Genomic DNA, 22,595 nt, shown 5'->3' with positions numbered 1-22,595 from the left:
CATGCCCCGGTACCTGGTGCTGCACGACTACGGCATGGGCGGCCTGTGGTGGTGGATCCACGCCGACTCCGCCCGGCAGGTGCTGGAGACGTTCGCCGAGGTCGAGGTGATCGACCGGCCGGAGGAGCTGTCGCTGGACCTGACGGGCGTCGCGGAGGTGGACGTCGACGCGCCGGTGCTGCCGGCGGGGCTCGACGGCCTGCGCGACCAGCGGACCGCCCAGCGCGACCACCCCGACTTCGGGGCGCTGGCCGACCTCCCGGTCGTCCACCTGCGGTACCGGGAGGAGGACGGGGCGCACCTGTACGAGGTGGGCCCGGACGGGCGGCGGCTGCGCCAGGTCGAGATCACCCCGGCGGGCGTCGCGTACCGGGGCACCCCGGACGACTGGCTCTTCAACCCGCCGGTGGCCGACCTGTTCGACCCGGAGCTGGTGGGCCACCGCATCACCGAGGCCGAGTTCGAGGCGGCCTGGCACGCCGCCCGCCCCGACGACCGGGCCTGACCAGGCGTTCAAGCGAGGGTGCACTACGTCCGGGAGCGCTCCGGCCAGACCTCGGCAGTCGAGCCCGAGGCTGCCGCCACCGCTGCCCTCGAAGCGTGGGAACCGGTCGGCCAGACTGGTTCCGGCCGCAACCAACGCCGGGTGCGCGAGCTGCTGCCCCAGCGGCAGCTCGGCGCGGTAAGGACGTTGTTCGAGGTAGCCCCGTAGCATCGTCCGGTGCCGATCGGGAGCGAAGACCGCACCGGAAGCGCCAGGTGATGAGCCGAAGGAACTGGCTGCTCCTCGGGGCGCTGTCCTTGCTGTGGGGTGCGGCCTACCTGGTAATCGCGGTCGCACTGCGTGGGTTTCCGCCGGTGGTCGTGGTGTTCGGGCGGGTTCGCGCCCGACGAGAGACCGGCAGGTGCCAGGGGAACCCTCGGGCTCGTGATGGGATTCGCCGGCATCGCGCTGCTGTTCGGGGTAGACATCGGCGGTAGTTCGCACCTGCTGCTTGGCGGAACCCTGATCACCGCGGCTGCCTTGTGCTATGCCGCCGGTGAGCAGCGTGATTGCCTTGGTAGCACTGGGTGTGGTGTTCACGGCTTTGACGCTCACCGTTTTCTACGGCCTGATCGCACAGGCCGGACCGGGCAAAGCGACCTTGGCGTTCTACCTGTCGCCAGGCGTTACCGCCGTGCTCGGCTGGCTGCTCCGTGACGAGCAAGTGCGGTGGTCCACGGTAGTCGGGTTGGCGGCGATCATCGCCGGGTCGGTGTTGGTAGCGGGGCGAGCGGAGGCGAGCGGGTGACGAAACCTCGTTACGCCTACCGGGAGCGGCAGCCGCCGCACCGCCCCCTTGACGCGCCGCCAACCCGGATGGCGCGTGTTTCGGGCTGGGTCAGCGGTTGGTGTTGATGGTCTTCTGGATCCAACCGTGGTACGCGGTCGCGTTGGTGTAGAGGCCCGGACCGGCCGAGCACTTGTCGCCCGTGTTGCCAGGACCGGAGGTGACGCCGATCAGCTCCCAGCGGCCCCACTTGCCGCGCTGCACCTGCGGACCGCCGGAGTCGCCGGAGCACGCCATGGCGTTGGGCTTCCGGCTGATCGTGCACAGCCGGGTCCGGTCCGCGAAGCCGGGCGCGCACTCGGACTCCGCGCCGCGCCGGGTGTCGAGCTGCTGGAGCCGCTCGGGGAACTTCCAGTCGGGCAGGCCGCCCTCGACCGTGGTGCCGAAGCCCAGCAGCCGGGTCGGGGTGCCGGGGTCGCCCGCCCGGTTGGCGATCCGGATCGGCTGCTCGGCGACCGGGCGGTCCAACCGCACCAGCGCGATGTCGTTGCGGTTCGGCTGGGTGCCCACGCGGTAGCCCGGGTGGCGCACCACGCGGTCGATGTTCCGGACGGTGCCGCCGGAGGTCCGCTTGTCGCTGCCGATGCGCACGGTCCCGTCCGGCACCGCGCCCGTCCCCTCCGGGTCGACGCAGTGGGCCGCCGTCACGACCCACCGCGGGTGGATCAACGACGCACCGCAGACGCCCTTGGCGTTGCCCGCCTCGGGCACGGTCTCCGGGATCGAGGCCATGAACTGGTAGCGCTCGGTGGAGTCCTCGCCGTTGACGATGGCGCCGGCCGTGCCGGTCATCGCGGTCGCGCAGAACGCGCCCAGCACCACGACGCCGGCCACTCGGGCAACTCCACGGCGCACGGACTTCAGTCTCGACATGTTCTTCCTCCGCAAGGGGTTCATCAGTCGAGACAAATACTCGCCGTCCACCGTGGACGGAACCATCCGGGGAACCCGCCGGGCGGCCGGGGTGGCAGCGGGACCACCCGTGGTGGTGCCTGCGCTACCACGCTCCCGGGCTCAGGCGGGCTTCCGCCAGACCGACACGTGCTTGGTGCTGTCGGCGGTGAAGGGCGAGCGGTCCCAGTCCGACCAGCGGTCGCTGAGGTCCAGACCCGCCAGGCGGGCCATGAGGTCCAGTTCGGACGGCCACACGTAGCGGAACGGGATGGTGCGGTAGCTGCCTTCGCCGTTGACCACCTCCACGTAGTTGGAGGTCATGTGCTGGGTGGCGAAGTCGTAGACGTCGAAGGCGACCTTCGTGTCGCTCACGTGGAACGGCAGGCTGTTCCGACCCGGTGGCACGCTGCGCAGCTCGGGCACCCCGACCTCGACCACGAAGGTCCCGCCGGGGGCCAGGTGGGCGGCGGCCGTCCGGAAGCAGTCCACCTGGGCGTCCTGGGACGTCAGGTTCATGATGGTGTTGTAGACCAGGTACACCAACGAGAACTCGCCGTCCACCCGGGTGGTGGCGAAATCGCCGATCGTCACGCCGGGTCGGTCGCCGCCCGGTTTGGCACGCATCCGCGCCACCATCGCGTCGGACATGTCGATGCCGTGCACCGGCACACCCCGGTCGACCAGCGGCAGGGCGATCCGCCCGGTGCCGATGCCCAGTTCCAAGGCGCGGCCCGCGCCCGCCAGGTCGGCCAGCACGTCCACCGCGCGGCCGACGACGCCGGTGTCGAACATGTCCCCCGACACCTCGTCGTAGCGGGCCGCGACGCTCTCCCCGAAGTAGTCCACGGAACCGGACCGTAGCGGGGAGAGCGCGGCGGGCGCGCGGGATTATCCGCGGGCCGGGTCGTACTGCTCCGGGTGCACCGTGTTGCTCAGCAGGCGGCCGTTCGCGCCGAAGGTGAAGTGGGTCGGCGTGCGACCCGTTTCATCGAGCCCGAACAGCACGCCGTGGGAGCGGAGGTTGCGGACGTCGCGGTGGTCGGCCACGGTGACCGCCGCGCACGGGATCACCTTCTCCCGCCACGTGAACACGTAGACACCCGGCCGCAGCTGGTACGCCGAGTTCTCGTCGGTGTCGGCCAAGCCCTTCTCCGGACCGGCCAGGCACTGCCACGAGTACCAGTGCGGGCTGAGGTAGACGTGCTCGTAGGCGTGGTCGGCGCTGTAGACCCACATGGCGCGGCGGCCGATCAGGGCCGTCGTCGGTGCCGCCGCCGCGCCGCGCACGGCGGCGTCGCGGATGGTCGCCGTCACGAACCGCTGCGTCACGCGCGGCGTGCCGGATTCACCGATGGCCGTGGTGACGATCAGCGCGCGGCCGTCCCGCCGGTCCAGGAACAACGACACGGCCTCGTCGGGCCGGGCGGCCGGGTGGAACTGGGTGTAGTACAGGTCGTCGTCCACGAGGAACGTCTCGCACTCGTCGGCCGCGCCGTCCCACTCGACGCGGTTCGCGCCGGTGAACTCCACCCGCCGCGCGGAGCCGTCCTCGCCGTCCAGCACGAGTTCGAGGCCGTTGAGGTCGTCGACCGTGGGCGCCTTGCTCTCGTCGAAGCCGGGGGCCAGGCCGTCCAGCGGCAGCCAGGTCGACGTGTCCGACAGGGTCGTTGCGGTCTCGGTCACAGGCGGTCCTTTCTCGACGTGGCCGCAGTCTCGCGGGGACGGGTGCGTGGTGGAACGGGGCGGGCGCAGGCCGTGCGGCGGCGGACAAGGACGGTGCGTGGGCCGACAACCCGCCGCGTGCGGCGCGCGGCCAGGATGGGAGCCGTGGATCTGGGCTTCGCGGGCAGGAACGTGCTGGTCACTGGTGGGGCGTCGGGGATCGGCCTGGCGTGCGCGCGTGCGTTCGCGGCGGAGGGCGCGCGGGTGGTGGCGCTGGACCTCGCCGACGGACCGGCCGACGTGCCGACCGTGCGCGCGGACGTCACGGACGAACCGAGCGTCGTCGCGGGCGTCACCGAGGCGGTCGGGCGGCTCGGCGGGCTGGACGTGGTGGTCGGCTGCGCCGGCATCTCCGGTCCCGTCGGCACGCCGCTGGTGGACACCCTGGCGGCGGACATCGCGGCCGTGCTGGCGGTCAACGTGACCGGGCAGTTGTTGCTGGCCAAGCACACCTACCCGCACCTGTCGACGGGTGGCGCGATCGTGCTGCTGGCCAGCGACTCGGCCTTCGTGTCCGCGCCGGGCATGGTGCCGTACTGCGCGTCGAAGGGCGCGGTGGTGGCGTTGACGCGCGCGTTGGCTGTGGAGCTGGAACGGGTGCGCGTGAACTGCGTGTGCCCGTCCATCGTGGACACCCCGATGGCACGGGGCGATCTCGGCGACGACGCCTTGGACCAGGCGGACTTCCCCGTGCAGTCGCCGGCGGACGTGGCGCGGCAGGTGTTGTTCCTGGCCGCGTCGCCGACCGTCAACGGGCAGGCGCTGCTGGCGGACTACGGCTACTCGGCCCGGTCGGGCTTCCCGGCCTGATCGTCCTCCTGCTCGGTGAAGCCGAACAGGACGAGCAGGACCGCGCCGACGGTGAGGGCGATGTCGGCGACGTTGCCCACGAACCAGCCGTTGTAGTCGATGAAGTCCACCACGTGGCCGCGCGCGAACCCCGGCGCGCGGAACAGCCGGTCCAGCAGGTGGGTGGACGCGCCGCCGAGCAGCAGCGCCAGGGCGAACGCCCGCCCGGCCGTCTGCGGCCGGGTGGCGAACCGCGCCAGCACGACGACCGCCACCGCGGCGATGATGGTGAAGATCCACGTCGAGCCGCTGCCCAGGGAGAACGCGGCGCCCGGGTTGTAGAGCAGGCGGAAGCGGATGAAGTCGCCGAGCACGGGGATCGGCGCGCGGCCGACGAGGGTGCTCTCGGCCCAGAACTTGGTGGCCTGGTCGACGACCAGAACGGTCAGGGCGATGGCCACCACGACGGGCAGGCGGCGGGTGAATGTGCTGGTCGTCATCGGCCGTGATGGTAGTCGAGCCCCGCTGACCCCGGGGCAACCGCTCTGGCAGACATCCCCGCCCACCCGGGCCGCCGATGTGCGAGGGGACGAGCGGAGCCGGGCGCGGCGGGGACGGACGAGGGCGGAGGAGCGGCGCGGGTCGGCGGTGGGCAAGGCGGGGCGACGGGTCGGCCGACCGGCGGCGCTGGAGCGGCGCGAGGCGGGGCCGGCGGGCGTCGGCCGCGCGGCGCGGGCAGGCAGGTTCGGCGAGGCAAGTGAGGCAAACGGGGCGGGCAGGGCGGCGCTCAGTTCGCCTCGTGGTCGATCTCCCGCATCGCCACCTCCAGCACCTCGCGGTACGTGGCGTCGGCGAACACCCGTTTCCGCTTGCGCCCGAGCATGGTGCGCTCGACCGGCTCGTCCTGCGTCTCCCACCACCGCACACCGTCGGCGGTGCACCGGATGACCATCGTGGTCGGTGGGAACAGCAGCTCGTACTCGTGCACGCGGAACCGGTCCGGTTCGCCGTCGAGCATCGCCATCAGCACGCACGCCCGCCGCAGCGCTTCCTCGTGCGCTTCGGCACCCGAACCGGGCGGCACGACGACGACCACCCGCGACGTCCGGTCGTAGCGGCGGATCTGCTCGATCTCCCACAGGAAGCCGTCGCCGAACTCGCGGTCCGGCGGGAGCACCAGCACGATCACCGCCGCGCGGCGGATCAGGTTGCGGGCCACGGACTGCCACTCGTCGTCCGCCGCGCGCATCAGCACCGGACCGGGCGGCGCGAAGACGGTGCGCTGGTCGACGATGCCGTAGGTCTTCATGTCGCCCACGGCTCGCGCGGCAGTGGTGACGACCTGCTCCAACGTCACGTTCGGCGTGAACGGGGTCCCGCCGCCGACCCGCCGCTTGGCGCCCACCTTCGGCAGCACCACGTGCGCGTCCTGCCCGAACGGCCGCAGGATGAGGCAGAACTTGGCCTCCGAGCGCAGCAGCGGCACCACGACCTCCTCGTGGCCCACCGTGGCGGACGACCGCCGGTACTGCGCGGCGCCCACCGCGATCACCACCAGCGCGCCGATCGCCATGCTGAACGTGCCGAGCGTGCCGCTCGACCGCCCGAACGGCTCGAACCCGCCGCTCGCCACGAGGATCGTGCCGAGGAGCAGTGCCACACCGAGCAGGATCAGTCCCCGCACCCCGGTGTACCGGTAGAGCCGGAGCAACAACGCCTTCACGCCATTAACTCGGTCACGCACCCGAGGTCGTTACAGTCCGTGCCGGAGCAACCACGTCACGGCTTCGGGATCGCCACCGCCGTGTACGTCGTGCCCGCCGTCGGTGGCGTGGTGAACCGGCCGTTCGGCAGGTACAGCCTGCCCTGGAAGGCCGCCGCCGTGGTCGGCACGTCGAACCGCGGGTCGGTGACGCGTTGGCGCAACGCGCCGCTCGCGCCCGTCGCGTCCAGGTCGACCACCGCGACCCGGTTGTTCCGGTTCTCCATGACGTACAGGGTGTTCCCGGCACGCAGCAGGCCGTCGGTGTTGGTCAGCGCGCCGCCCGCGACGGTGATCGTCCGCGCCACGCCGGTCGCCGGGTCGACGCGGAACAGCTTGCCGGTGTTGTGCTGGGCGACGATCAACGCCCGCCCGTCCGGCGTGGTCTCGATGCCGTTGGCGTTGGTGCCGGACACGTAGGTGATGTCGCCCGACAACCGCACCGACTCCGGTCGGGCGGGCAGCGCGCCGCCGCTGCCGAACGGCACCTTGTGCAGCACCGGGGTGGACGAGTCGGTGAACCACGCGGCTCCCGGCGTGAGCACCACGTCGTTGACGAACGAGGACCGCGTGGCGAGCCGGTACGTGGCGAGCACGGCGCCGTTGGCGGTGTCGACGACCCGCGCGGTCCCGGTGCCGCCGCCCGCGACGAACAACCGCCCCCGGTCGTCCACCTTGAGGCCGAGCGCCGCGCCGCCGGACGTGCCGCGGACGAACTCCTCGCCGCGACCGGTGGCGAGGTCGGCCCGGTAGATCGCGCCCGTGCCCATCGACCCGAAGTAGGCCCGCTCGCCGCTGATCGCGATGCCCTCGGGCCGGAAGCCGTTCGGGAGCTGGATGGTGGCCGGGTAGGGCTCGGCCGCCTGGACGGCGGGCCCGCCGGTCACGGCGAGCACCGCCGCGCAGACCAGCGCATGACGGAAAGACAACATCGCACATCCCTTCGATACCCGCGCACCACCCAGTCTCGACCGCCCACGTCGACCGTGCAGTAACCCACCGGAACCCTTTCGCTGCGCATCGCGGCCCACGACTCCCGTACCCCGGGCGGCGTGGCGCACACCCCGCCCGCCTGCGACGCGCCGACCGAACGGGTTAGCATCGCGTGCTCACCGGTGCAGTGGAGGCGATGAGTGGTCCGGGGGTCGCCGCAGGTCGACACGTCCGTCGCCGGCGTGGTCGAAGCGCGGTGGGGTGTCCGCCCCGAGCCCGCGATCGCCCGGTACGCCGAGCCCGGCTGGCAGGTCTCGCCGATCCCGGTCGAGAAGCCGTGCCCCCGGTGCTCCGGCGCCCTGCACGGCCTCTACCGGGCCCACCCGCACCGCGGCAAGCAGCAGTTGCAGGCCGCCGTCGTGTGCGTCGCCTGCCCACGGTCGTTCACCCTGCGTGAGCTGCACCTGTCGCAACGCACCGTGCTGGGCGAGCTGCGCCCGGACGCCGTCGCCCGCCGCGCCGCCGAGGACGCCCAGCTCGCCGCGCTGGCGCGGGAAAGCACCGAGGACACCAGCGGGACCGTCGAGCCCCCGTCGACCGCGGCCGACCAGAGCACGGCCGACGAGGGCGAGAGCGAACCCGTTGTCGAGCGGCCGGCGGAGGTCGTCCGACCGCGACGGGTCTCCACCGCCGTCATGGCGGCACGCATCCGGTCCGTGCTGGCCGGTTCCGACACCGTGCCCGCCGCGGCGGGCGACGAGCCGCCGGAGCTGCCCGCCGCGCTGGTCGAGCCGGTGGGCCCGATCTGGTGGTGCAAGACGGTCGACCCGACCGTGAAACCACCGCCCGGGGTGGAGGGCGGCCGGGTGATCATGCCCGACCGGCCCGAGTTCGACGGCCTGCGCGCCCTGCTGGACCAGGAGGGCGTGGCGCACCGGTCCGTCCGGCACTGGCTGGAGCAGGAGACCGTGGCGGGCGACGACGACGGGCTGCGGGCCACCGCCTGGCTGTCCGGGGTCGGCGGGATCGCGCCGGAGCCGTGCGAGCCCGTCGCCGGTGATCAGGCGCTGGCCGCGCGGCTCGCCTTCGGCCTGCTGTGGGACCTGCACGAACCCGCGCCCGCCACCACGCCGGACCCCGTGCCGGTGGACCGCTTCGTGCCGCCGGAGTGGCTGCCCTACCTGCCGTTCCCGGTGCTCAACCCGGCCCAGGCGCAGGCCGCGCCGCACGTGCTCGACCACGACGGGCACCTGCTGGTCACCGCGCCGACCGGCGCGGGCAAGACCGCGGTCGGCATGTTGGCGGTGCTCCGGACCATCCTGGAGGAGGGCCGCAAGGCCGCGTGGCTGGTGCCGCAGCGGTCGCTGACCGACGAGCTGGACCGCGAGCTGGAGTCGTGGCGGGCACGCGGGCTGCGGGTGGAGCGGCTGTCCGGCGAGTACGCGGTGGACGTGGCGCGGGTCCGGGCGGCGGACCTGTGGGTGGCCACGACGGAGAAGTTCGAGGCGGTGTGCCGCGCCGCGTCGCTCCAGGCCGCGCTGGGCGAGGTCGGCTGCCTCGTGGTGGACGAGATCCACCTGCTGGGCACCCCCGGCCGGGGCGCGTTGCTGGAGGCGTTGCTGGCCAGGGTGCGTGGCGCGGACTCGCCGGTCCGCATCGTGGGGCTGTCGGCGACGGTGTCCAACGCGGCCGAGGTCGCCGAGTGGCTGGAGGCCGAGCTGGTCGCGACGACCTGGCGGCCGTCGCGGGTCACCTGGCAGCTGCCGACCGTGCCCGCGGGCTCCGGGTTCGCGCAGAACGCGCGGCTGCGGGAGCAGGTCGTGGTGGACCTCACCCACCGCCACACCGCCGAGCAGGGCAGCGTGCTGGTGTTCTGCGGCTCGAAGCGCAACGTGCGCTCCACGGCGATGGCGATCGCGGCCGAGCGCGGCGCGCCCGTGCACACCGTGGCGGCGGACGACGTGGACGGGCTCACCGAGGTGTGCGCGGACGTCGGGGTGCGCCTGCACTACGCCGACTACGAGCACAAGCACGCGGCCGAACGCGCCTTCCGGGAGCGCTCCGCCGATGTGCTGGTGGCGACGTCCACGGTGGCGGCGGGCGTGAACCTGCCCGCTCGCGCGGTGATCGTGCGGGACACCACGGTCGGCGGCGAGCCGATGGACACGTCGATGGTGCTCCAGATGTTCGGCCGGGCCGGGCGGATCGGCGCGGGCGAGCACGAGGGCTGGTCGTACCTGGTGGTGGACGAGCACCAGCGGGCGGCGTGGCAGGCGCGGCTGGTCGCCGGGTACTCGGTGTACTCGCGCATCCACGAGAGCCTGCCGGACCACGTGCTGGCCGAGGTGCTCCAGGGCCGGATCACCAGCGTGCCCGACGCCGAGGCGTGGTGGGTGGAGACGCTGGCGCACGCCCAGGGCGACGACGCGCTCCAGCCCGTGCAGGACGCGGTGGCGTTCCTGGTGGCGGAGGGACACCTCGTGGACGGGCCGGACGGCGGTCTGGCCATCACCGAACTGGGCAGGCTCACCGCCCGGATGATGGTGTCGACCAGGTCCGGGCGACGCCTGCGGTACGCGCTGGGCCTGCTGCCGCCGCCGACGGACGCGGACGCCGCCGAGGACGCGTTGACCCTGGTGCTCTCGGTGGCGGTGCCGGAGCTGGCGGCGATCGCCGTGCCCGACCAGGTGCGGCCCGCCGTGGCGACCGCGATCAAGGCGGGTGGCCGGTCGTCGCGGATCACGCACACCGCGTCGGTGAAGGGCCTGGGCGCCCAGACCACGACCGCGCCCGGCGACCTGGCACGGGCGGCGTTGTTGCTGGCGGCCCGGTCGCCGCACCTGTTCGCGACCGGGCGGGGGCGGCGGGTCGCGGCGGGTGTGCCCCTGTCGACGCTGCACCCGGTGTTCGAGCAGGCGCCGCGCTACCTGTCGTGGCTGGCGGCGCAGGGCGCGCTGGGCACCGTGCACCCGTGGATCGCGGTGGTGGCGGCCGACCTGGACCAGCGGGTGCGGTGGCGGCGCCTGGAGCCGCGGCGCGGCGCGGGCCGCCTGCTGTGGCTGTGCGAGCAGATGGCGACCCGGGCGCGGGCGCACGAGCTGGTGCCGGAGATGTGGCGCTCGGCGGTCGCGCGCGGTGTCCGCGCGCCGGACTGGCAACCGGGCCGCCCGCCCGCCGGGTGCGAACTCGACCAGGCCGGGTACACCGCGCTGCTGCGGGAACGCGTCACCACCGCCGTGCTCACCGCGGGCGAGGGCCACGCGTCGGTGTCCGGCACGGTGGGCGCGTCGGCGGTGACGTGGCGCGGCAAGCACCACGGACCGGCCACGCCGACCAGGGCCGACACCGAACTGCCCTACCCCGCCTCGGACGACCCGGATGTGGGCGTCGCCGTGTTCACGCGCCGCGGCGACTACCGGGCGACCGGCTGGCTGGCCGCGTACGACGCCCTGGCCGAACCGGAAACCCCCGAGCCACCGCCACCACTGAGCCGCCGGGGCTTGGGCGCGGTGGGACCGAAGCGGTAGCGGACCGAAGCGGTGTGAGCGCGGCTGAATTCCACTTCGCCCGGCCGCGGCGGCTGATAGCGTGCGGGCACGCCGGTCGCGGGACTCCGGTGCGACTTCCGAAAACCGCCTTTGAAGCGAAGATTCGCCGTTCGCGCCCCCATTCCCCGACCGGCGCCCACCCACTCCCGACCGAGGGGCCGATGGACGCCGTCACCGCCGAGGACATGCTGATGTTCGTCAACGCGGCCACCACGTCCACCGGGCAGCACGAGTTCCACCACACGGCCCGCGAACAGCGGCTCTCGCTGGAGTTCCTGCACGAGTACGTGGCGGGCAACTACCGCGACCTGTACGCGGCGACCCTCGCGATGGACATCAACGACCACAACGCGGCGCTCATCGTCCGCCGCCTGCTGGAGACCACCTCCGAGGCGACGCCCGAGCAGCGGGCCACCGAGGGCGCGTTGATCGCGCGACGGCTGCGCGACCTGCCGCCGCAGCGCGTGTACGACGTTTTCCGGGCGCTGCGGCGGGCGAAGGTGAACAACCGGCGCACCCGCGCGATCATCCGCGACTGGGTGGCCGCACGGCCGGACCCGGCGCTCGACGCCGTGAAGTACCGCGCCGGCCTCAAGAACGCGTTGCGGCACGCGCACGTCGTGCCGGACGCACCGGAGGTCGGCGGGTTCCTGTTCGCACGAGACCACCGCAAGCGTTACGAGACACCACTGCTGGACGCGTGGCGACGCGCGCACTACGAGCACACCGCCGTGTACGAACTGCCCTACACGGTCGCCGAAGGCTTCGCCGCCAAGCACGGCATCGACCGGGCGGTGTTCCTGGAGCGCATCGAACCCCGCCTGACCCGGCTGGAACGGCTGCGGCTCCAGAACACCGCGCGACGCGAGAAGACCGCCGTGTCCGTCGACCTGGCCGCGCTGCCGTTGACGCGCCTCGCGTCCTACGTGTTGTCGTTGCCCGTGGCGGAACGCGTGGACCGGCGCGGCGAGCTGACGGGTGCGCTGCGCGCGGCGGCCCGGCGGGTGTGCGGCCGGGACGCGGGCCGCTGGGGTCGGGTGGCGGCGGTGCTGGACGACAGCTTCTCCGCGTTCGGCTCGGCCGTGAAGCGCCGCCGGCCGCTGGCCGTCGCGCTCGCCTGCCACTTCCTGTTCGAGGCGCTGGCCGACCGGTACGTGCCGTTGTGGACGTCGGGGCGCGACGACGCGTTGCTCACGCACCCGCTGGGCGTGACGCCCCTGGGCGAGCGCGTGCTCGACGCGCTGGAGCACGGACCGGACCGGCTGCTGATCGTGTCCGACGGCTGGGACAACGCGCCGCACGGGCTCGCCGCCGAGGTGCTGCGGGTGTGGCGGACGAAGCTCGACCCCGACCGCCGGGTGGGCGTCGTGCACCTCAACCCGGTGTACGACGTGGCCGACTTCGACGTGAAGCGCCTCTCCCCGCTGACGCCGACGCTCGGCGTGCGGGACGCCGAGGACGTGCCCGCCCTGGTCGAGTTCGCCCGCTTCACCGAGGGCCGGACCGGGTTGCCCGAGCTGCACGCGCACTTCGCCACCCGCACCGCCCGCTACCTGGAGGACGCGTAGATGGCCCGGCTCGACCTGACGGGGCTCACCACGCGGCCCGCCCAGGTGTGGGGTGGTGTGCGCCTCGTGCCGCTGGTCCGCGACGAGCCGATCACGCAGTTGCGCCTGCACCCGCGCCTCCACGACGGCGTCGGTGTGGTCGACGTCGGCGACGGGACCCACTACGTCTCGTACATCCCGCACGGGTTCGTCGCCGCCTGGACCACCGACGGCACACCGGCCGCCGCGTACGGCACCGAACTCACCCGCGAGGACGCGCCCCGGTCGACCGTCCCGGTGCGCTTCCACCGCCGGATGGCGCGACGCGTCGACAAGAACCGCCTGCGGTTCCTGCCGCTGCACCTCGCGCTGGAGGGCTACCTCGCGCTCCACTTCGGCGGTCCGGACGTGGTGTGGGACGAGTGGTCGCAGCGCGCGATCCGGCACGGCCTGTCGCCCCGCGCCGAGCAGGCGTACCTGGGCGAGCGGGTGGACGGCCTCGCGGACGCGGTGAAGGTCTTCGAGATCCACCCCGGCCAGTGCGGCGTGGCGGTGTACGCGGCGGACGCGCTGGCGGCGGTGTTCGTCGTGCCGCACCCGGACGACTACCGGGAACTGCACGCGACCCTCGTGCACGACATGTACGGCGAACTGGTGTACCAGTACGCGTTGTACTCCGCCCCGGTGCGGCAGTTCGAGGTGCGCCTGCCCGACGCGCACATCCGCACCCTCGCCGACCTGCGGGCCGCCGCGAACCGGCAGCAGGCGGAGTGGTCGGCGTTCCACGGGACGATGGCCGCCGGGTTGCTGGAGCCGTCCTACGACATCCGCCGCGTGCACCGGATGGGCGGCTTCACGCTGTCCCGGTTCCTGCCCGGTTTCCGGGTGAAGGAGGAGAACCACATCGGCGAGCTGATCACCGACAGCCGGGGCCGCACCGCGTACCTGAAGACGTTCCGCCTGTCGGAGAGCCAGATCCGCCGCGGCTACCTGCTCAACCACCTCTCCGCGCACGGGTGGCGCATGTCGGACGCCGCGGCGGCGTTGGGCGTCACCGAAGCCCGACTGGGCACGCGGATCGCGTCCGCCGGGCTCGGTTCGCTGCTGCGGGAGGACGTCCTCGCGCGCTACCGCTCGGCGATCTCCCGGTAACGCGCGAGGACCTTCGCCAGCGCTTCGTCCGGGCCGTCGACCGCCGAGTCGATCACCAGGTGCGGTGCTTCCCAGGGCTCCCACAGGGTTTTCATCCGCTGGACGTGCTCCCAGGAGACGGTGGCGTGCCAGCCGGGGATGCCGCGCGACCGGCCCTCCACGCGGGCGCGTTGCGCCTGTTCGTCCGAGCACACGCACTCGACGCCCAGGAACACGCCGCCGAGCCGTTCGACCAAGGCGCGCCACCGGTCCCGCACCTCCCGGCGGTGCCCGGTCGCGTCGATCACCGCGTCCAGCCCCAGGTGCAGCTGGCGGGCCACCGACGCGGTCAGGTTCGTCTCGGCCAGCGGCGCGACGTTGTCGTCACGCAGCACCCCGAACGGCCGCAACGCGCCCATCTGCCAGTCCATCGAGAACACGGGTGCGCGCAGCCGCCGTGCCAGCCCCTCGGCCAGGGTGCTCTTGCCCGTGCCCGGCACACCGGCCACCAGCACGACGACGGGCGTCCCGCCACCCGGTCGCAGCTCCAGGTAGTCCGCGTAAGCCCTCTCAGCGACGATCAGCTGCCACACCTCACGTGCCCGCGCCAACGCGCCGCCGGTCGCGCGCACCAGTCCCAGCACGAGGTGTTCCGGCCGCACCACGATGTCGGCCAACCGGTCGGCCTCCGCGCTCGCCGCCTCGACCAGCGCCGCGCGGGACAGCCCGGCCGGGTCGGGTTCGAGCCGGGTCGCGAGGGCACCGGCGAGGCCGCCGGCCGCGGCGATCCGCGTGGGCAGTTCCGCGAGCGGACCGGGCAGCAGGGTGGCGGACGACTCGTGCAGCGGAAGATCGACCACGCGTCGAGCCTACCGACCGCGGGCGTGGACCGCCGACGTCCCGGCGGAACGGACCGGATGCGGCTGTTCGGGCTGATCCGACGCCGGTCGGACATGGGAAGTTCATCCCCAAGTCGTTCCCGTGCGCTACAAAGCGCGCGCCCGTCGTCGAGGTTGGAGGCAAGGTGGCCCGTCCGGTACGAGCACTCGCGGTCCTGCTGGTCTGCGGTATCAGCACGTCGGTCCTCGCGCCGCCCGCCGGCGCGCACGGGACCGAGCGGTTCCAGCGGGTCGACACGATGCCCGTGTTCCGCAACAGCACCGCGGCCGAGCACACCGCCGCCGAGATCGCCGCCGCCACCGCGGACGGCCGCACGGTCGTCTACACCGACTCCCCCGGCAGGCGGATCGGGTTCACGCGCGTCCGCGACGGCCGGTTCACGCCGGACGGCACGCTCGCCGTGCCCGGCGAACCGACCTCGGTGGACGTCGTGGGCCGACTCGCCCTCGTGGCGGTCAACACCTCGCCGTCCCGCCGCACGCCTTCCGGCGTGCTGCTGGTGGTCGACCTGGACGGCCGCCGGGTGGTCGCGTCCCACGACCTCGGCGGGCAGCCGGACTCCATCGACATCTCCCGGGACGGCCGGTACGCGGCGGTCGCCATCGAGAACGAGCGCGACGAGGACGTCGACGGCGGCGCGCTGCCGCAGGCGCCCGCCGGGTTCCTCGCGATCGTGGACCTGAAGGGCGCGCCGACCGGGTGGACGCAGCGCCGCGTCGAGCTGACCGGCCTCGCCGAGGTCGCGCCCGAGGACCCCGAACCCGAGTACGTGAGCATCAACGGGCGCGACCAGGTCGCCGTCACGCTCCAGGAGAACAACCACATCGCGATCGTGGACCTGCGTCGTGGCGAGGTGGTGAACCACTTCTCGGCGGGCACCGCGACCGTGCGCGGCGTGGACACCGCCGACGACGGCCGCATCGACCCGTCGCAGACCATCACCGCCGCCCGCGAGCCGGATGCCGTGGCCTGGCTGGACGACCGCACGCTGGGCACCGCCGACGAAGGCGACTACCGGGGCGGCTCGCGCACGTGGACGGTGTTCGACGCGGCGAGCGGCCGGGTCGTGCACTCGTCGGGCAACGAGCTGGAGCAGGTCGCGATCCGGCAGGGCCAGTACCCGGACGGCCGGTCGGACAACAAGGGCGTCGAGCCCGAGGGCCTGGCCGTGGCGACGTTCGGCAGGCACCGGTACGCGTTCGTCGGCATGGAGCGGGCGAACCTGGTCGCCGTCTACGACATCGACGACGCACGCCGCCCGAAGTTCCTCCAGGCGCTGCCGACCGGTGTCGGGCCGGAGGGCCTGCTGCCGATCCCGGCCACCGGCACGCTGGTCGTGTCCGCCGAGGAGGACGCCGCCGACGACGGCATCCGCTCGTCGCTCACCTCGTACCGCCTGACCCGCACGCCGCTCGCGGTTTCCTTGCAGCGCAACCAGGGCACGCCGTCGATCGTGTCCGACGGCATCGGCTTCGGCGCGTTGTCCGGCCTGTCCGGCGTCCCGGGCGACCACCGCCACGTCGTCGCGGTCACCGATTCCGCGTACTCGCCGACACGCGTCCTCACCATCGACACGCTCGCCGCGCCCGCGCGGGTCCGCGCCGAGCTGGCGTTGACCAAGGACGGTCGGCCGGTCGGGTACGACGGCGAGGGCGTCGCGGCCCGCCGGGGCGGCGGATACTGGGTGGCGTCCGAGGGCGACGGCAAGAAGAAGCCGAACCTGCTGGTCGAGGTCGCGCCGACGGGTGCGGTGGTGCGCGAGGTGCCGCTGCCCGAGGCGGTCGCGGCGACCGCGACCGGCAACGGCTTCGAGGGCGTGGCGGTGACCGGGCGCGGTGCGTCCGAGCAGGTGTGGGTGGCGGTGCAGCGGGAGTGGAAGTCGGACATGCGCGGCCAGGCGACCCTGGCCCGCTTCACGCCCGCGACCGGCGAGTGGGCGTTCGCGGCGTACCCGCTGGACGCCGCGCCCGCGGGCGGCTGGGTCGGCCTGTCCGAGGTGACCGCGCTGGACGACCGCACCCTGCTGGTGCTGGAGCGCGACAACCAGCGCGGTGACGCCGCCGTCACGAAGAAGGTGTACCGGGTCGACATCTCGCGCCTCGCGCCGACGCCCGCCGGGCAGCCGAAGCCGGTGGTGGCGAAGTCCCCGGCACGCGACCTGCTGCCCGCCCTGAAGGCCGACGGCGCGACCGCGCACGACAAGGTGGAGGGCATCGCGGTCGTCGGCTTCGGCCCGCTGCGGCGGTTGGTCGGCGTGGTGGACAACGACGGGCTCGACGACGCGCCCGGCGAGTCGGTCTTCCTGCGCCTGGGCTGGATCCGCTAGACCACGCCTCCCGGCGGCCCGGCCCGAGGCCGGGCGGGGCCGCCGGATCAGGCCGGGCGGGGCCGCCGGATCGGGCCACGCGCGCCGGTCCCGCGTCGGGCCGCCGAGCAGGCGGCTCACCCGCGCCGGTTCACCGAAACCGCACCACCCCATCGGGCCGCGCGCGCCCGGTGTGCCGGGCGGCGGTTCGGGGTTGGCGAGCCGCCGGCCGTGGTGCGCCGCGCGCCGCCCGTCCCCCGCCGGGGCACCGGCACGCGCGCGCGACCCGCCGCAGCCCGCCCCCGGCTCGGCGCGAGGCGCCCCGCCCGCCCCCCGCCGGGCGGACCGGCGGTCGGTCCGCGGCGACACCGCGCCGGTGCGCGGTCCGCTCGTGTCCCGAGGAGTGGTGGGTGCGTGCCCGCCGAGCCGACCGGGCCGCCGGCACCGTAACCTGGCTGCGGCTTGGACTGGACCACTTGGCGAGGTAGCTCCCTTGGCACTCTTCACCCTGCCCGAAGCGCGGGACGAGCTGGCACGGCTCCGGCCGGTGCTGGACGAGATCGTCGCCCTGCGCGCCGACGCCGCCGAGCTGTCCGCCGCGGTCGCCGCGGGCGAGCGCACCCCGCTGGGCGGCATGGCCGAGTTCAAGGCCGCGCAGGCGCGGCTCGACGAGCTGATGAGCGCGGTCCAGGCGACCGGCGCGGAGCTGAAGGGGTTCGCGCCGCTGCTGGTCGACTTCCCCGCCGAGCTGGACGGGACGCCCGTGCACCTCTGCTGGCTGGAGGGCGACGCGGAACTGGCCTGGTACCACCGCGCGGACCTCGGGTTCGCGGGACGGCGGCGGTTGCCCTGACCGTCAGGGCACGGTCAGCACCACCTTGCCGCGCCCGTGCCCGGACTCCACGGCCCGGTGCGCGTCGGCGGCCCGCTCCAGCGGGTACGCGTGCCGGATGTGGATGGTGATCAGCCCCATCTCGTAATACTCGTTCAGCTCCCGCAGCCGGGTCGCCGACCGCGCCGCCGCCAGCACGGGCACGCCCAACTCGACTGCGACGTCGTCCGCCACCATGGTGCGCACCCGGTTCCGGTCCGCGACCAGCTCCGCGGACGCCCGCAACGCCTCCTCCCCGACCAGGTCCAGGGCCGCGTCCACGCCGCCGGGCGCGAGCGCGCGCACCCGCTCCACCAACCCCTCCCCGTAGGTGACCGGCACCGCGCCGAGCGAGCGCAGGTGGTCGTGGTTGGCCTCGCTCGCCGTGCCGATCACCAGGCCCGCGCCCCAGATCCGGGCCAGCTGCACGGAGAACGTGCCCAGCGCGCCCGCCGCGCCGTGCACCAGCACGGTGTCACCGGGCCGGATGCCCAACGCGCCCAGCGCGAGGTGCGCGCCCTGGCCGTTCGCGGCGAACCCGCCCGCCACCGGCCACGGCATACCGGCGGGCTTGCGCACCACCTGGTCCGCCGGCACCACCACGTGCTCGGCGTAGCAGCCGAGCGTGGTGTACCCGTAGACCTCCGCACCCACCCCGAAACCCGTCACGCCCGCGCCGACCTCGTCCACCTCGCCCGCGAACTCGTTGCCCGGCACCACCGGGAACTCCAGCCGCACCGAGGGCGGCGCCCAACCACGCCGCACGCCGGTGTCGAAGTGCTGCACCCCGGCCGCGCGCACCCGCACCCGCACCTGGCCCGGACCCGCGTGCGGCGCCGGCACCTCGACCGGCACCAGCACCTCGGGTCCGCCGAACGACGAAAGACCGATCGCCCGCACCTGAGAACTCCCCCTCGCGTTGGTTCGCCGACCAGTCTCCGACCTCCAGCGGAGTCGAGGTCAAGCGTGGTGCGCGCCACCCGGCCCTGGCCAGGTGGCCGGCCCCCTCTCGCCACTGCGCCGCACCCTCCGGGTCTCCCGCGCCGACCGCGCCGTCACGAGAATTTCCGCCGCGACGGGCGGTCCCACGTCCCGCACGCGACCCCACCGCCCGCGCCCGTCACCACGGGCGGTGGCCGCCGAGGAGGCTCCCCAAGTGAGGCAGTCATGACCATCTCCGCCGATACGTCGCCCCGACAGCGCGCGTTGCGCGCCGCGCTGGACGCCGCCGCCGACATCGTCGGCGCGGACCGCGTCGAGATCCGGCTCGGCCCGGAGGGCGAACCCGTCCCGGCCGCGCACCGGCCGAACGTGAGCGAGTTCCGGTCCCGCGACGTGCCCGGCGTCATCGCGCCGCGCACCGTCGACGAGGTGCGGCAGGTGGTGCGCGCGTTCGCGGGCGCGGGCCGGCTGCACCCGGTCAGCACGGGCCGCAACTGGGGCCTGGGCTCCGCCGAACCGGCCCGGGACGACGCCGTGGTGCTGCGCCTGGACGGCCTCGACCGGGTGCGCGACCTGGACACCGCCCGCGGCTGGGCGGTGGTCGAGCCCGGCGTCACGCAGGGCGGGCTCGCCCGGCTGCTCACGGGCACCGACCGCCTGCTGAACCTGACCGCGTCGTCCGCGCACACCAGCGTCGTCGGCAACGCCCTGGACAGGGGTGTCGGCCTGCGCCGCCAGCGGGTGGACGACGTGCTGGGCCTGGAGGTCGTGCTCGCGGACGGCACGCTCGCGCACGTCGGCTGGTGGCCGGACCCCGAACGGCCGACGTCGGTGTACCGGCACGGCCTGGGCCCGTCCCTCGCGCCGTTGTTCCTCCAGTCGGACCTGGGCGTCGTGACGGCCGCCGCGGTGCACCTGCCGCCGCGGGCGGAGGCGCGGCACGTGTTGCGGCTGTCGTTCGCGAAGCAGGACCTGGTGCCCGCGATCGACCGGCTGCGCCGGTGGTCGGCGCAGGGCCTGGTGAGCGGTGTGCTGAAGGTGTTCGACTTCACCGCGGCCGAGTTCTACGGCGGCGCGGTGGGCGGCTTCCTCGCGCACGTGTGCGTCGAGGGCACGACCGCCTCCGCGGCGGCTCTCGCGGACGTGGTCCGCGCCGAGGCCGCCGGGTTGTTCACCGAGGAGCCCGGACCGCCGACCGACCTGATCGCACGCACCGTGGCGGGCCTGTACGCGGGCGACCCGGCGCTCAACGACGAGGTCCTCGCGGCCACCCTCGGCCACCACGCCGACGACGTGGACCGGCACGGCGAGGGCTGGTTGTTCTTCCTGCCGATGGTCCCGTTCACCGGCGCGGACATCCGGCACGCCCTGGGCCTGCTGGACCGCGTGCTGGAGGAGACCGGCGTCCGCTGCGGCGCGACGCTCAACGCCCTCGGCCCGGACCTGGTGGACTTCGTGGTGCCGGTGAAGTTCCGCCGCACGGCCGAGGAGTCCGCCCGCGCGCACCGCGCGCTGGACCGGGTGCACGAGCTGTTCGCCGCGGCGGGCTACCCGCCGTACCGGCTCGACGTGGACCACGCCGACCTGGTCGACCGGCTCAGCCCCGACCCCGCGGCACGCGACCTGGCCCGCCGCCTCAAGTCCGCCCTCGACCCGACCGGGACCATCGCGCCCGGCCGGTACGCGTGACGCCCGCGCGTGGAAGGAGAAGCCGTCCGATGACCGGTTCCGAGACGCTGCCCGCCCCGACCTACCTCAGCCCGGCCGACATCCTGGACCGCGCGCGGGACCTCGTCCCGGTGCTGCGGGACCGCGCCGCGGAGATCGAGCAGGCCCGCAAGCTGCCCGCCGACGTCGTGGAGCTGCTGCGCGGCGCGGGCGTGTTCCGGATGGGGGTGCCCACCTCGTGGGGCGGCCCCGGCATGACGTCGGCCCAGCAGGCGGAGGTGATCGAGGTGCTCGCGACCGGCGACGCCTCCGCCGCCTGGTGCGTCATGATCGGCATGGACTCCGGGATCTACTCCGGCTTCCTGGAGGAGCCGGCGGCACGCGCGTTCTTCGACGACATCGACCTGATCACCGCCGGGTGGATCCACCCGCAGGGCCGCGCCGAGCGGGTGCCCGGCGGCTACCGGGTCAGCGGCGAGTGGCGGTTCGGCAGCGGCTGCACGCACTGCGACCGGCTCGCCGCGGGCTGCGTGGTGTACCGGGACGGCGAGCCCGAGCCGGGTCCGGACGGCGCACCGGTCCACTGGCGGGTGGTGCTGGCGCGGCCCGAGCAGTTCGAGATCGTGGACACCTGGTTCACCACCGGTCTCGCGGGCAGCGGCAGCCGCGACTACCGGGTGACCGACCTGTTCGTGCCGGAGGAGCACTCGTTCAGCTTCTACGAACCCCGGCGCGAGGGTCCGCTGCACGCGACGCCGGAAGCCGTGCTGCGCAAGATGTCGGGCGTGCCGCTGGGCGTGGCGCGGGCGGCGATCGACCACGTGCGCAAGCTCGCGGAGACCCGCGTGGACCGGGCGACCGGCACGCCGTGGGCGCAGAGCCACCACGTGCGCGCGGTGATCGGCGCGGTGGAGCTGGACCTGGCCGCGGCCCGCGCCAACGTCTACGCCAACCTCGACCGCCAGTGGGAGCGGCTGGCCGCGGGCGGGCGGCTCACCGCGGACGAGCGCGCCTCCACCGCGCTGGCGCGCTACCACGCGTTCCGCACCGCGCGTTCCATCGTGAACCGGCTGTACGACCTGGTGGGCGGTGCCTCGGTGTACCGGCCGACGTCGCTGCTGGACCGGTGGCTGCGCGACACGAACACGATGTGCCAGCACGCCGTCGCGCAGGACTCGATCGTGGCCGCGGCGGGCGAGCTGGTGCTGGGCGGATCGCCCGCGAACCCGTTCATCTGACCGTCACCTCCTGGGGGCACACATGACGGAGCGAACGAACCTGCGCCTGGTTTCCGAGGGACGCGCGGGCCTGGTGCGGCTGCGCGCGGCGATGGGCGCGTCGCCCACGTTCACCGTGGTCGAGCAGCCGACCGGCGAGGACGTCGGGTCGGCCGCCGTGCGGCTGCCGGACGGCAGGCCCGCCGCGGCCGACCTGGGTTACGCCCTGCACCGCGACCCGCACGACCACGGCCTCGCGGTGGACACCCTGCGCGCGCTGACCGAGTGGGCGTTCGCGCGTGGCGCGCGGCGGGTGCAGGTGCGCTGCCCGCTGGACGACGTGGACCAGGCGAAAGCCGTGCTGGGCGCGGGTTTCCGGTTCGAGGGCGTGCAGCGCGGCGTGGTGGCGACCGCGTGGGGCGACGCGGACGGCGCGGTGTTCGCCCGCCTGCCCGGCGACCCCGGCGACCCCATCCCGCCCGCGCTGCCGGACCTGCCCGCGGGTGGTGTCGGCGACGGGGTGATCACGCTGCGGGTCGCCACCGCGGCGGACGCGGCGGCACTGCACCTGGAGCACGTCAACGACGAGGCGTTGCGCTGGGCGCTGACCGATCCGCTGCCGGAGGAGGAGACGGCGGCGCTGGCCGCCCGCGCCGCCCTGGAGTGGGTGGTCGGCACGCGGGCGCTGATGGCGATCGTGGACGACGAGACCGGCGACGTGGCGGGCCGGGTGGTGTTGCGGCCGGTCGTGCCGCCAGGCGTGGCGGACGTCGGCGCGGGCCTGGTGCCCCGGTTCCGGGGCCGCCGCTACCTGTCGCGGGCGTTGCGCCTGGTGTCCGAGTGGGCGTTCGCGGAGGGCGGCTACACCCGCCTGGAGGCGGGCGTGAAGATCGGCAACATCGCGTCCGCGAAGGGCGTCGAGGGCGCCGACTGGAAGTACGAGGGACGGCGGAAGGCCCGGCTGCGCAACCGCGACGGGTCGTTCGGCGACGAGTTGCACTACGCGATCGTGCACCCGCTGCACCGGTGACCCGA

19 protein-coding genes are annotated in these 22,595 nt (G+C 74.1%); 11 read left to right on the top strand and 8 right to left on the bottom strand.

Annotated features, from left to right (window positions below):
- Position 1 precedes the first annotated feature (1 nt).
- Complete coding sequence (locus KZQ38_RS12580; RefSeq protein ID WP_219441408.1) at positions 2 to 505, top strand: hypothetical protein; 504 nt, start codon at positions 2 to 4, stop codon at positions 503 to 505.
- A gap of 535 nt (positions 506 to 1,040) precedes the next feature.
- Complete coding sequence (locus KZQ38_RS12575) at positions 1,041 to 1,292, top strand: EamA family transporter (protein ID WP_219441407.1); 252 nt, start codon at positions 1,041 to 1,043, stop codon at positions 1,290 to 1,292.
- 90 nt (positions 1,293 to 1,382) lie between these two features.
- Here the strand turns inward: KZQ38_RS12575 and KZQ38_RS12570 are convergent, their stop codons facing one another.
- The 3 genes from KZQ38_RS12570 to KZQ38_RS12560 form a co-directional block, all read right to left on the bottom strand.
- Positions 1,383 to 2,204, bottom strand: coding sequence for a S1 family peptidase (locus KZQ38_RS12570; protein WP_219441405.1), 822 nt, complete (start codon positions 2,202 to 2,204; stop codon positions 1,383 to 1,385).
- 141 nt (positions 2,205 to 2,345) lie between these two features.
- Positions 2,346 to 3,017 carry a class I SAM-dependent DNA methyltransferase gene (locus KZQ38_RS12565; protein ID WP_219441848.1) on the bottom strand — a complete coding sequence of 224 codons (672 nt, stop codon included), beginning with the start codon at positions 3,015 to 3,017 and terminating at the stop codon, positions 2,346 to 2,348.
- A 96-nt stretch (positions 3,018 to 3,113) separates the two neighbouring features.
- A complete protein-coding gene (locus tag KZQ38_RS12560; protein ID WP_219441403.1) occupies positions 3,114 to 3,908 on the bottom strand; it encodes a molybdenum cofactor biosynthesis F family protein in 795 nt (264 codons plus the stop codon).
- A 144-nt stretch (positions 3,909 to 4,052) separates the two neighbouring features.
- On the opposite strand from KZQ38_RS12560, the gene KZQ38_RS12555 reads away from it, so the two are divergent.
- Entirely contained in the window at positions 4,053 to 4,757 is a 705-nt protein-coding gene (locus tag KZQ38_RS12555; protein WP_219441401.1) for an SDR family NAD(P)-dependent oxidoreductase, read from the top strand.
- Here KZQ38_RS12555 and lspA read toward each other — a convergent pair.
- From lspA to KZQ38_RS12540, 3 genes are all read right to left on the bottom strand, one after another.
- Entirely contained in the window at positions 4,727 to 5,236 is a 510-nt protein-coding gene (gene lspA / locus KZQ38_RS12550; protein WP_219441399.1) for a signal peptidase II, read from the bottom strand. The two genes, KZQ38_RS12555 and lspA, sit on opposite strands and share 31 nt — an antisense overlap.
- Before the next feature lie 287 nt (positions 5,237 to 5,523).
- Positions 5,524 to 6,480, bottom strand: coding sequence for a hypothetical protein (locus KZQ38_RS12545; RefSeq protein ID WP_219441397.1), 957 nt, complete (start codon positions 6,478 to 6,480; stop codon positions 5,524 to 5,526).
- A gap of 35 nt (positions 6,481 to 6,515) precedes the next feature.
- Positions 6,516 to 7,430 carry an SMP-30/gluconolactonase/LRE family protein gene (locus KZQ38_RS12540; protein ID WP_219441395.1) on the bottom strand — a complete coding sequence of 305 codons (915 nt, stop codon included), beginning with the start codon at positions 7,428 to 7,430 and terminating at the stop codon, positions 6,516 to 6,518.
- 201 nt (positions 7,431 to 7,631) lie between these two features.
- On the opposite strand from KZQ38_RS12540, the gene KZQ38_RS12535 reads away from it, so the two are divergent.
- The 3 genes from KZQ38_RS12535 to KZQ38_RS12525 all read left to right on the top strand — a co-directional run bounded on the left by KZQ38_RS12535 (position 7,632) and on the right by KZQ38_RS12525 (position 13,678).
- Positions 7,632 to 10,958: a DEAD/DEAH box helicase gene (locus KZQ38_RS12535; RefSeq protein ID WP_219441393.1), complete on the top strand. Its 3,327-nt coding sequence runs from the start codon at positions 7,632 to 7,634 to the stop codon at positions 10,956 to 10,958.
- A 182-nt stretch (positions 10,959 to 11,140) separates the two neighbouring features.
- Positions 11,141 to 12,547 (top strand): hypothetical protein, encoded by a 1,407-nt coding sequence (locus KZQ38_RS12530; RefSeq protein ID WP_219441391.1) that lies wholly within the window; start codon positions 11,141 to 11,143, stop codon positions 12,545 to 12,547.
- Positions 12,548 to 13,678 (top strand): ARPP-2 domain-containing protein, encoded by a 1,131-nt coding sequence (locus KZQ38_RS12525; RefSeq protein ID WP_219441389.1) that lies wholly within the window; start codon positions 12,548 to 12,550, stop codon positions 13,676 to 13,678.
- Here KZQ38_RS12525 and KZQ38_RS12520 read toward each other — a convergent pair.
- Positions 13,654 to 14,517, bottom strand: a complete 864-nt coding sequence (locus KZQ38_RS12520) for an AAA family ATPase (RefSeq protein ID WP_219441387.1) — start codon at positions 14,515 to 14,517, stop codon at positions 13,654 to 13,656. The two genes, KZQ38_RS12525 and KZQ38_RS12520, sit on opposite strands and share 25 nt — an antisense overlap.
- Positions 14,518 to 14,681: 164 nt before the next feature.
- On the opposite strand from KZQ38_RS12520, the gene KZQ38_RS37030 reads away from it, so the two are divergent.
- Together KZQ38_RS37030 and KZQ38_RS12510 are read left to right on the top strand one after the other, a co-directional pair.
- The gene (locus KZQ38_RS37030) at positions 14,682 to 16,883 is read left to right on the top strand and encodes an esterase-like activity of phytase family protein (RefSeq protein ID WP_219441385.1); all 2,202 of its coding nucleotides are present in this window, start codon (positions 14,682 to 14,684) and stop codon (positions 16,881 to 16,883) included.
- A 472-nt stretch (positions 16,884 to 17,355) separates the two neighbouring features.
- The gene (locus KZQ38_RS12510) at positions 17,356 to 17,715 is read left to right on the top strand and encodes a DUF2203 domain-containing protein (RefSeq protein ID WP_219441383.1); all 360 of its coding nucleotides are present in this window, start codon (positions 17,356 to 17,358) and stop codon (positions 17,713 to 17,715) included.
- A gap of 3 nt (positions 17,716 to 17,718) precedes the next feature.
- On the opposite strand, the gene KZQ38_RS12505 is transcribed toward KZQ38_RS12510, so the two are convergent.
- Entirely contained in the window at positions 17,719 to 18,633 is a 915-nt protein-coding gene (locus KZQ38_RS12505; protein ID WP_219441381.1) for an NADP-dependent oxidoreductase, read from the bottom strand.
- A 267-nt stretch (positions 18,634 to 18,900) separates the two neighbouring features.
- On the opposite strand from KZQ38_RS12505, the gene KZQ38_RS12500 reads away from it, so the two are divergent.
- From KZQ38_RS12500 to KZQ38_RS12490, 3 genes are read left to right on the top strand one after another with little or no spacing between them, the layout of a single operon-like run.
- Positions 18,901 to 20,364 (top strand): FAD-binding oxidoreductase, encoded by a 1,464-nt coding sequence (locus KZQ38_RS12500; protein WP_219441379.1) that lies wholly within the window; start codon positions 18,901 to 18,903, stop codon positions 20,362 to 20,364.
- Between the two features lie 29 nt (positions 20,365 to 20,393).
- Positions 20,394 to 21,581 carry an acyl-CoA dehydrogenase family protein gene (locus tag KZQ38_RS12495; protein WP_219441377.1) on the top strand — a complete coding sequence of 396 codons (1,188 nt, stop codon included), beginning with the start codon at positions 20,394 to 20,396 and terminating at the stop codon, positions 21,579 to 21,581.
- A gap of 22 nt (positions 21,582 to 21,603) precedes the next feature.
- Positions 21,604 to 22,590 (top strand): GNAT family N-acetyltransferase, encoded by a 987-nt coding sequence (locus KZQ38_RS12490; RefSeq protein WP_219441375.1) that lies wholly within the window; start codon positions 21,604 to 21,606, stop codon positions 22,588 to 22,590.
- Positions 22,591 to 22,595 lie beyond the last annotated feature (5 nt).

Source organism: Saccharothrix obliqua, assembly GCF_019375475.1.
GTDB lineage: Bacteria > Actinomycetota > Actinomycetes > Mycobacteriales > Pseudonocardiaceae > Actinosynnema > Actinosynnema obliqua.
This window is presented reverse-complemented; position numbering and strand designations above follow the sequence as displayed.

Excerpts from the sequence above, each read along its gene's own strand:
- KZQ38_RS12580 (WP_219441408.1), top strand. The coding sequence starts at position 2 with ATGCCCCGGTACCTGGTGCTGCACGACTACGGCATGGGCGGCCTGTGG.
- KZQ38_RS12570 (WP_219441405.1), bottom strand. The coding sequence starts at position 2,204 with ATGTCGAGACTGAAGTCCGTGCGCCGTGGAGTTGCCCGAGTGGCCGGC.
- KZQ38_RS12565 (WP_219441848.1), bottom strand. The coding sequence starts at position 3,017 with ATGTTCGACACCGGCGTCGTCGGCCGCGCGGTGGACGTGCTGGCCGAC.
- lspA (WP_219441399.1), bottom strand. The coding sequence starts at position 5,236 with ATGACGACCAGCACATTCACCCGCCGCCTGCCCGTCGTGGTGGCCATC.
- KZQ38_RS12540 (WP_219441395.1), bottom strand. The coding sequence starts at position 7,430 with ATGTTGTCTTTCCGTCATGCGCTGGTCTGCGCGGCGGTGCTCGCCGTG.
- KZQ38_RS12530 (WP_219441391.1), top strand. The coding sequence starts at position 11,141 with ATGGACGCCGTCACCGCCGAGGACATGCTGATGTTCGTCAACGCGGCC.
- KZQ38_RS12525 (WP_219441389.1), top strand. The coding sequence starts at position 12,548 with ATGGCCCGGCTCGACCTGACGGGGCTCACCACGCGGCCCGCCCAGGTG.
- KZQ38_RS12500 (WP_219441379.1), top strand. The coding sequence starts at position 18,901 with ATGACCATCTCCGCCGATACGTCGCCCCGACAGCGCGCGTTGCGCGCC.
- KZQ38_RS12495 (WP_219441377.1), top strand. The coding sequence starts at position 20,394 with ATGACCGGTTCCGAGACGCTGCCCGCCCCGACCTACCTCAGCCCGGCC.
- KZQ38_RS12490 (WP_219441375.1), top strand. The coding sequence starts at position 21,604 with ATGACGGAGCGAACGAACCTGCGCCTGGTTTCCGAGGGACGCGCGGGC.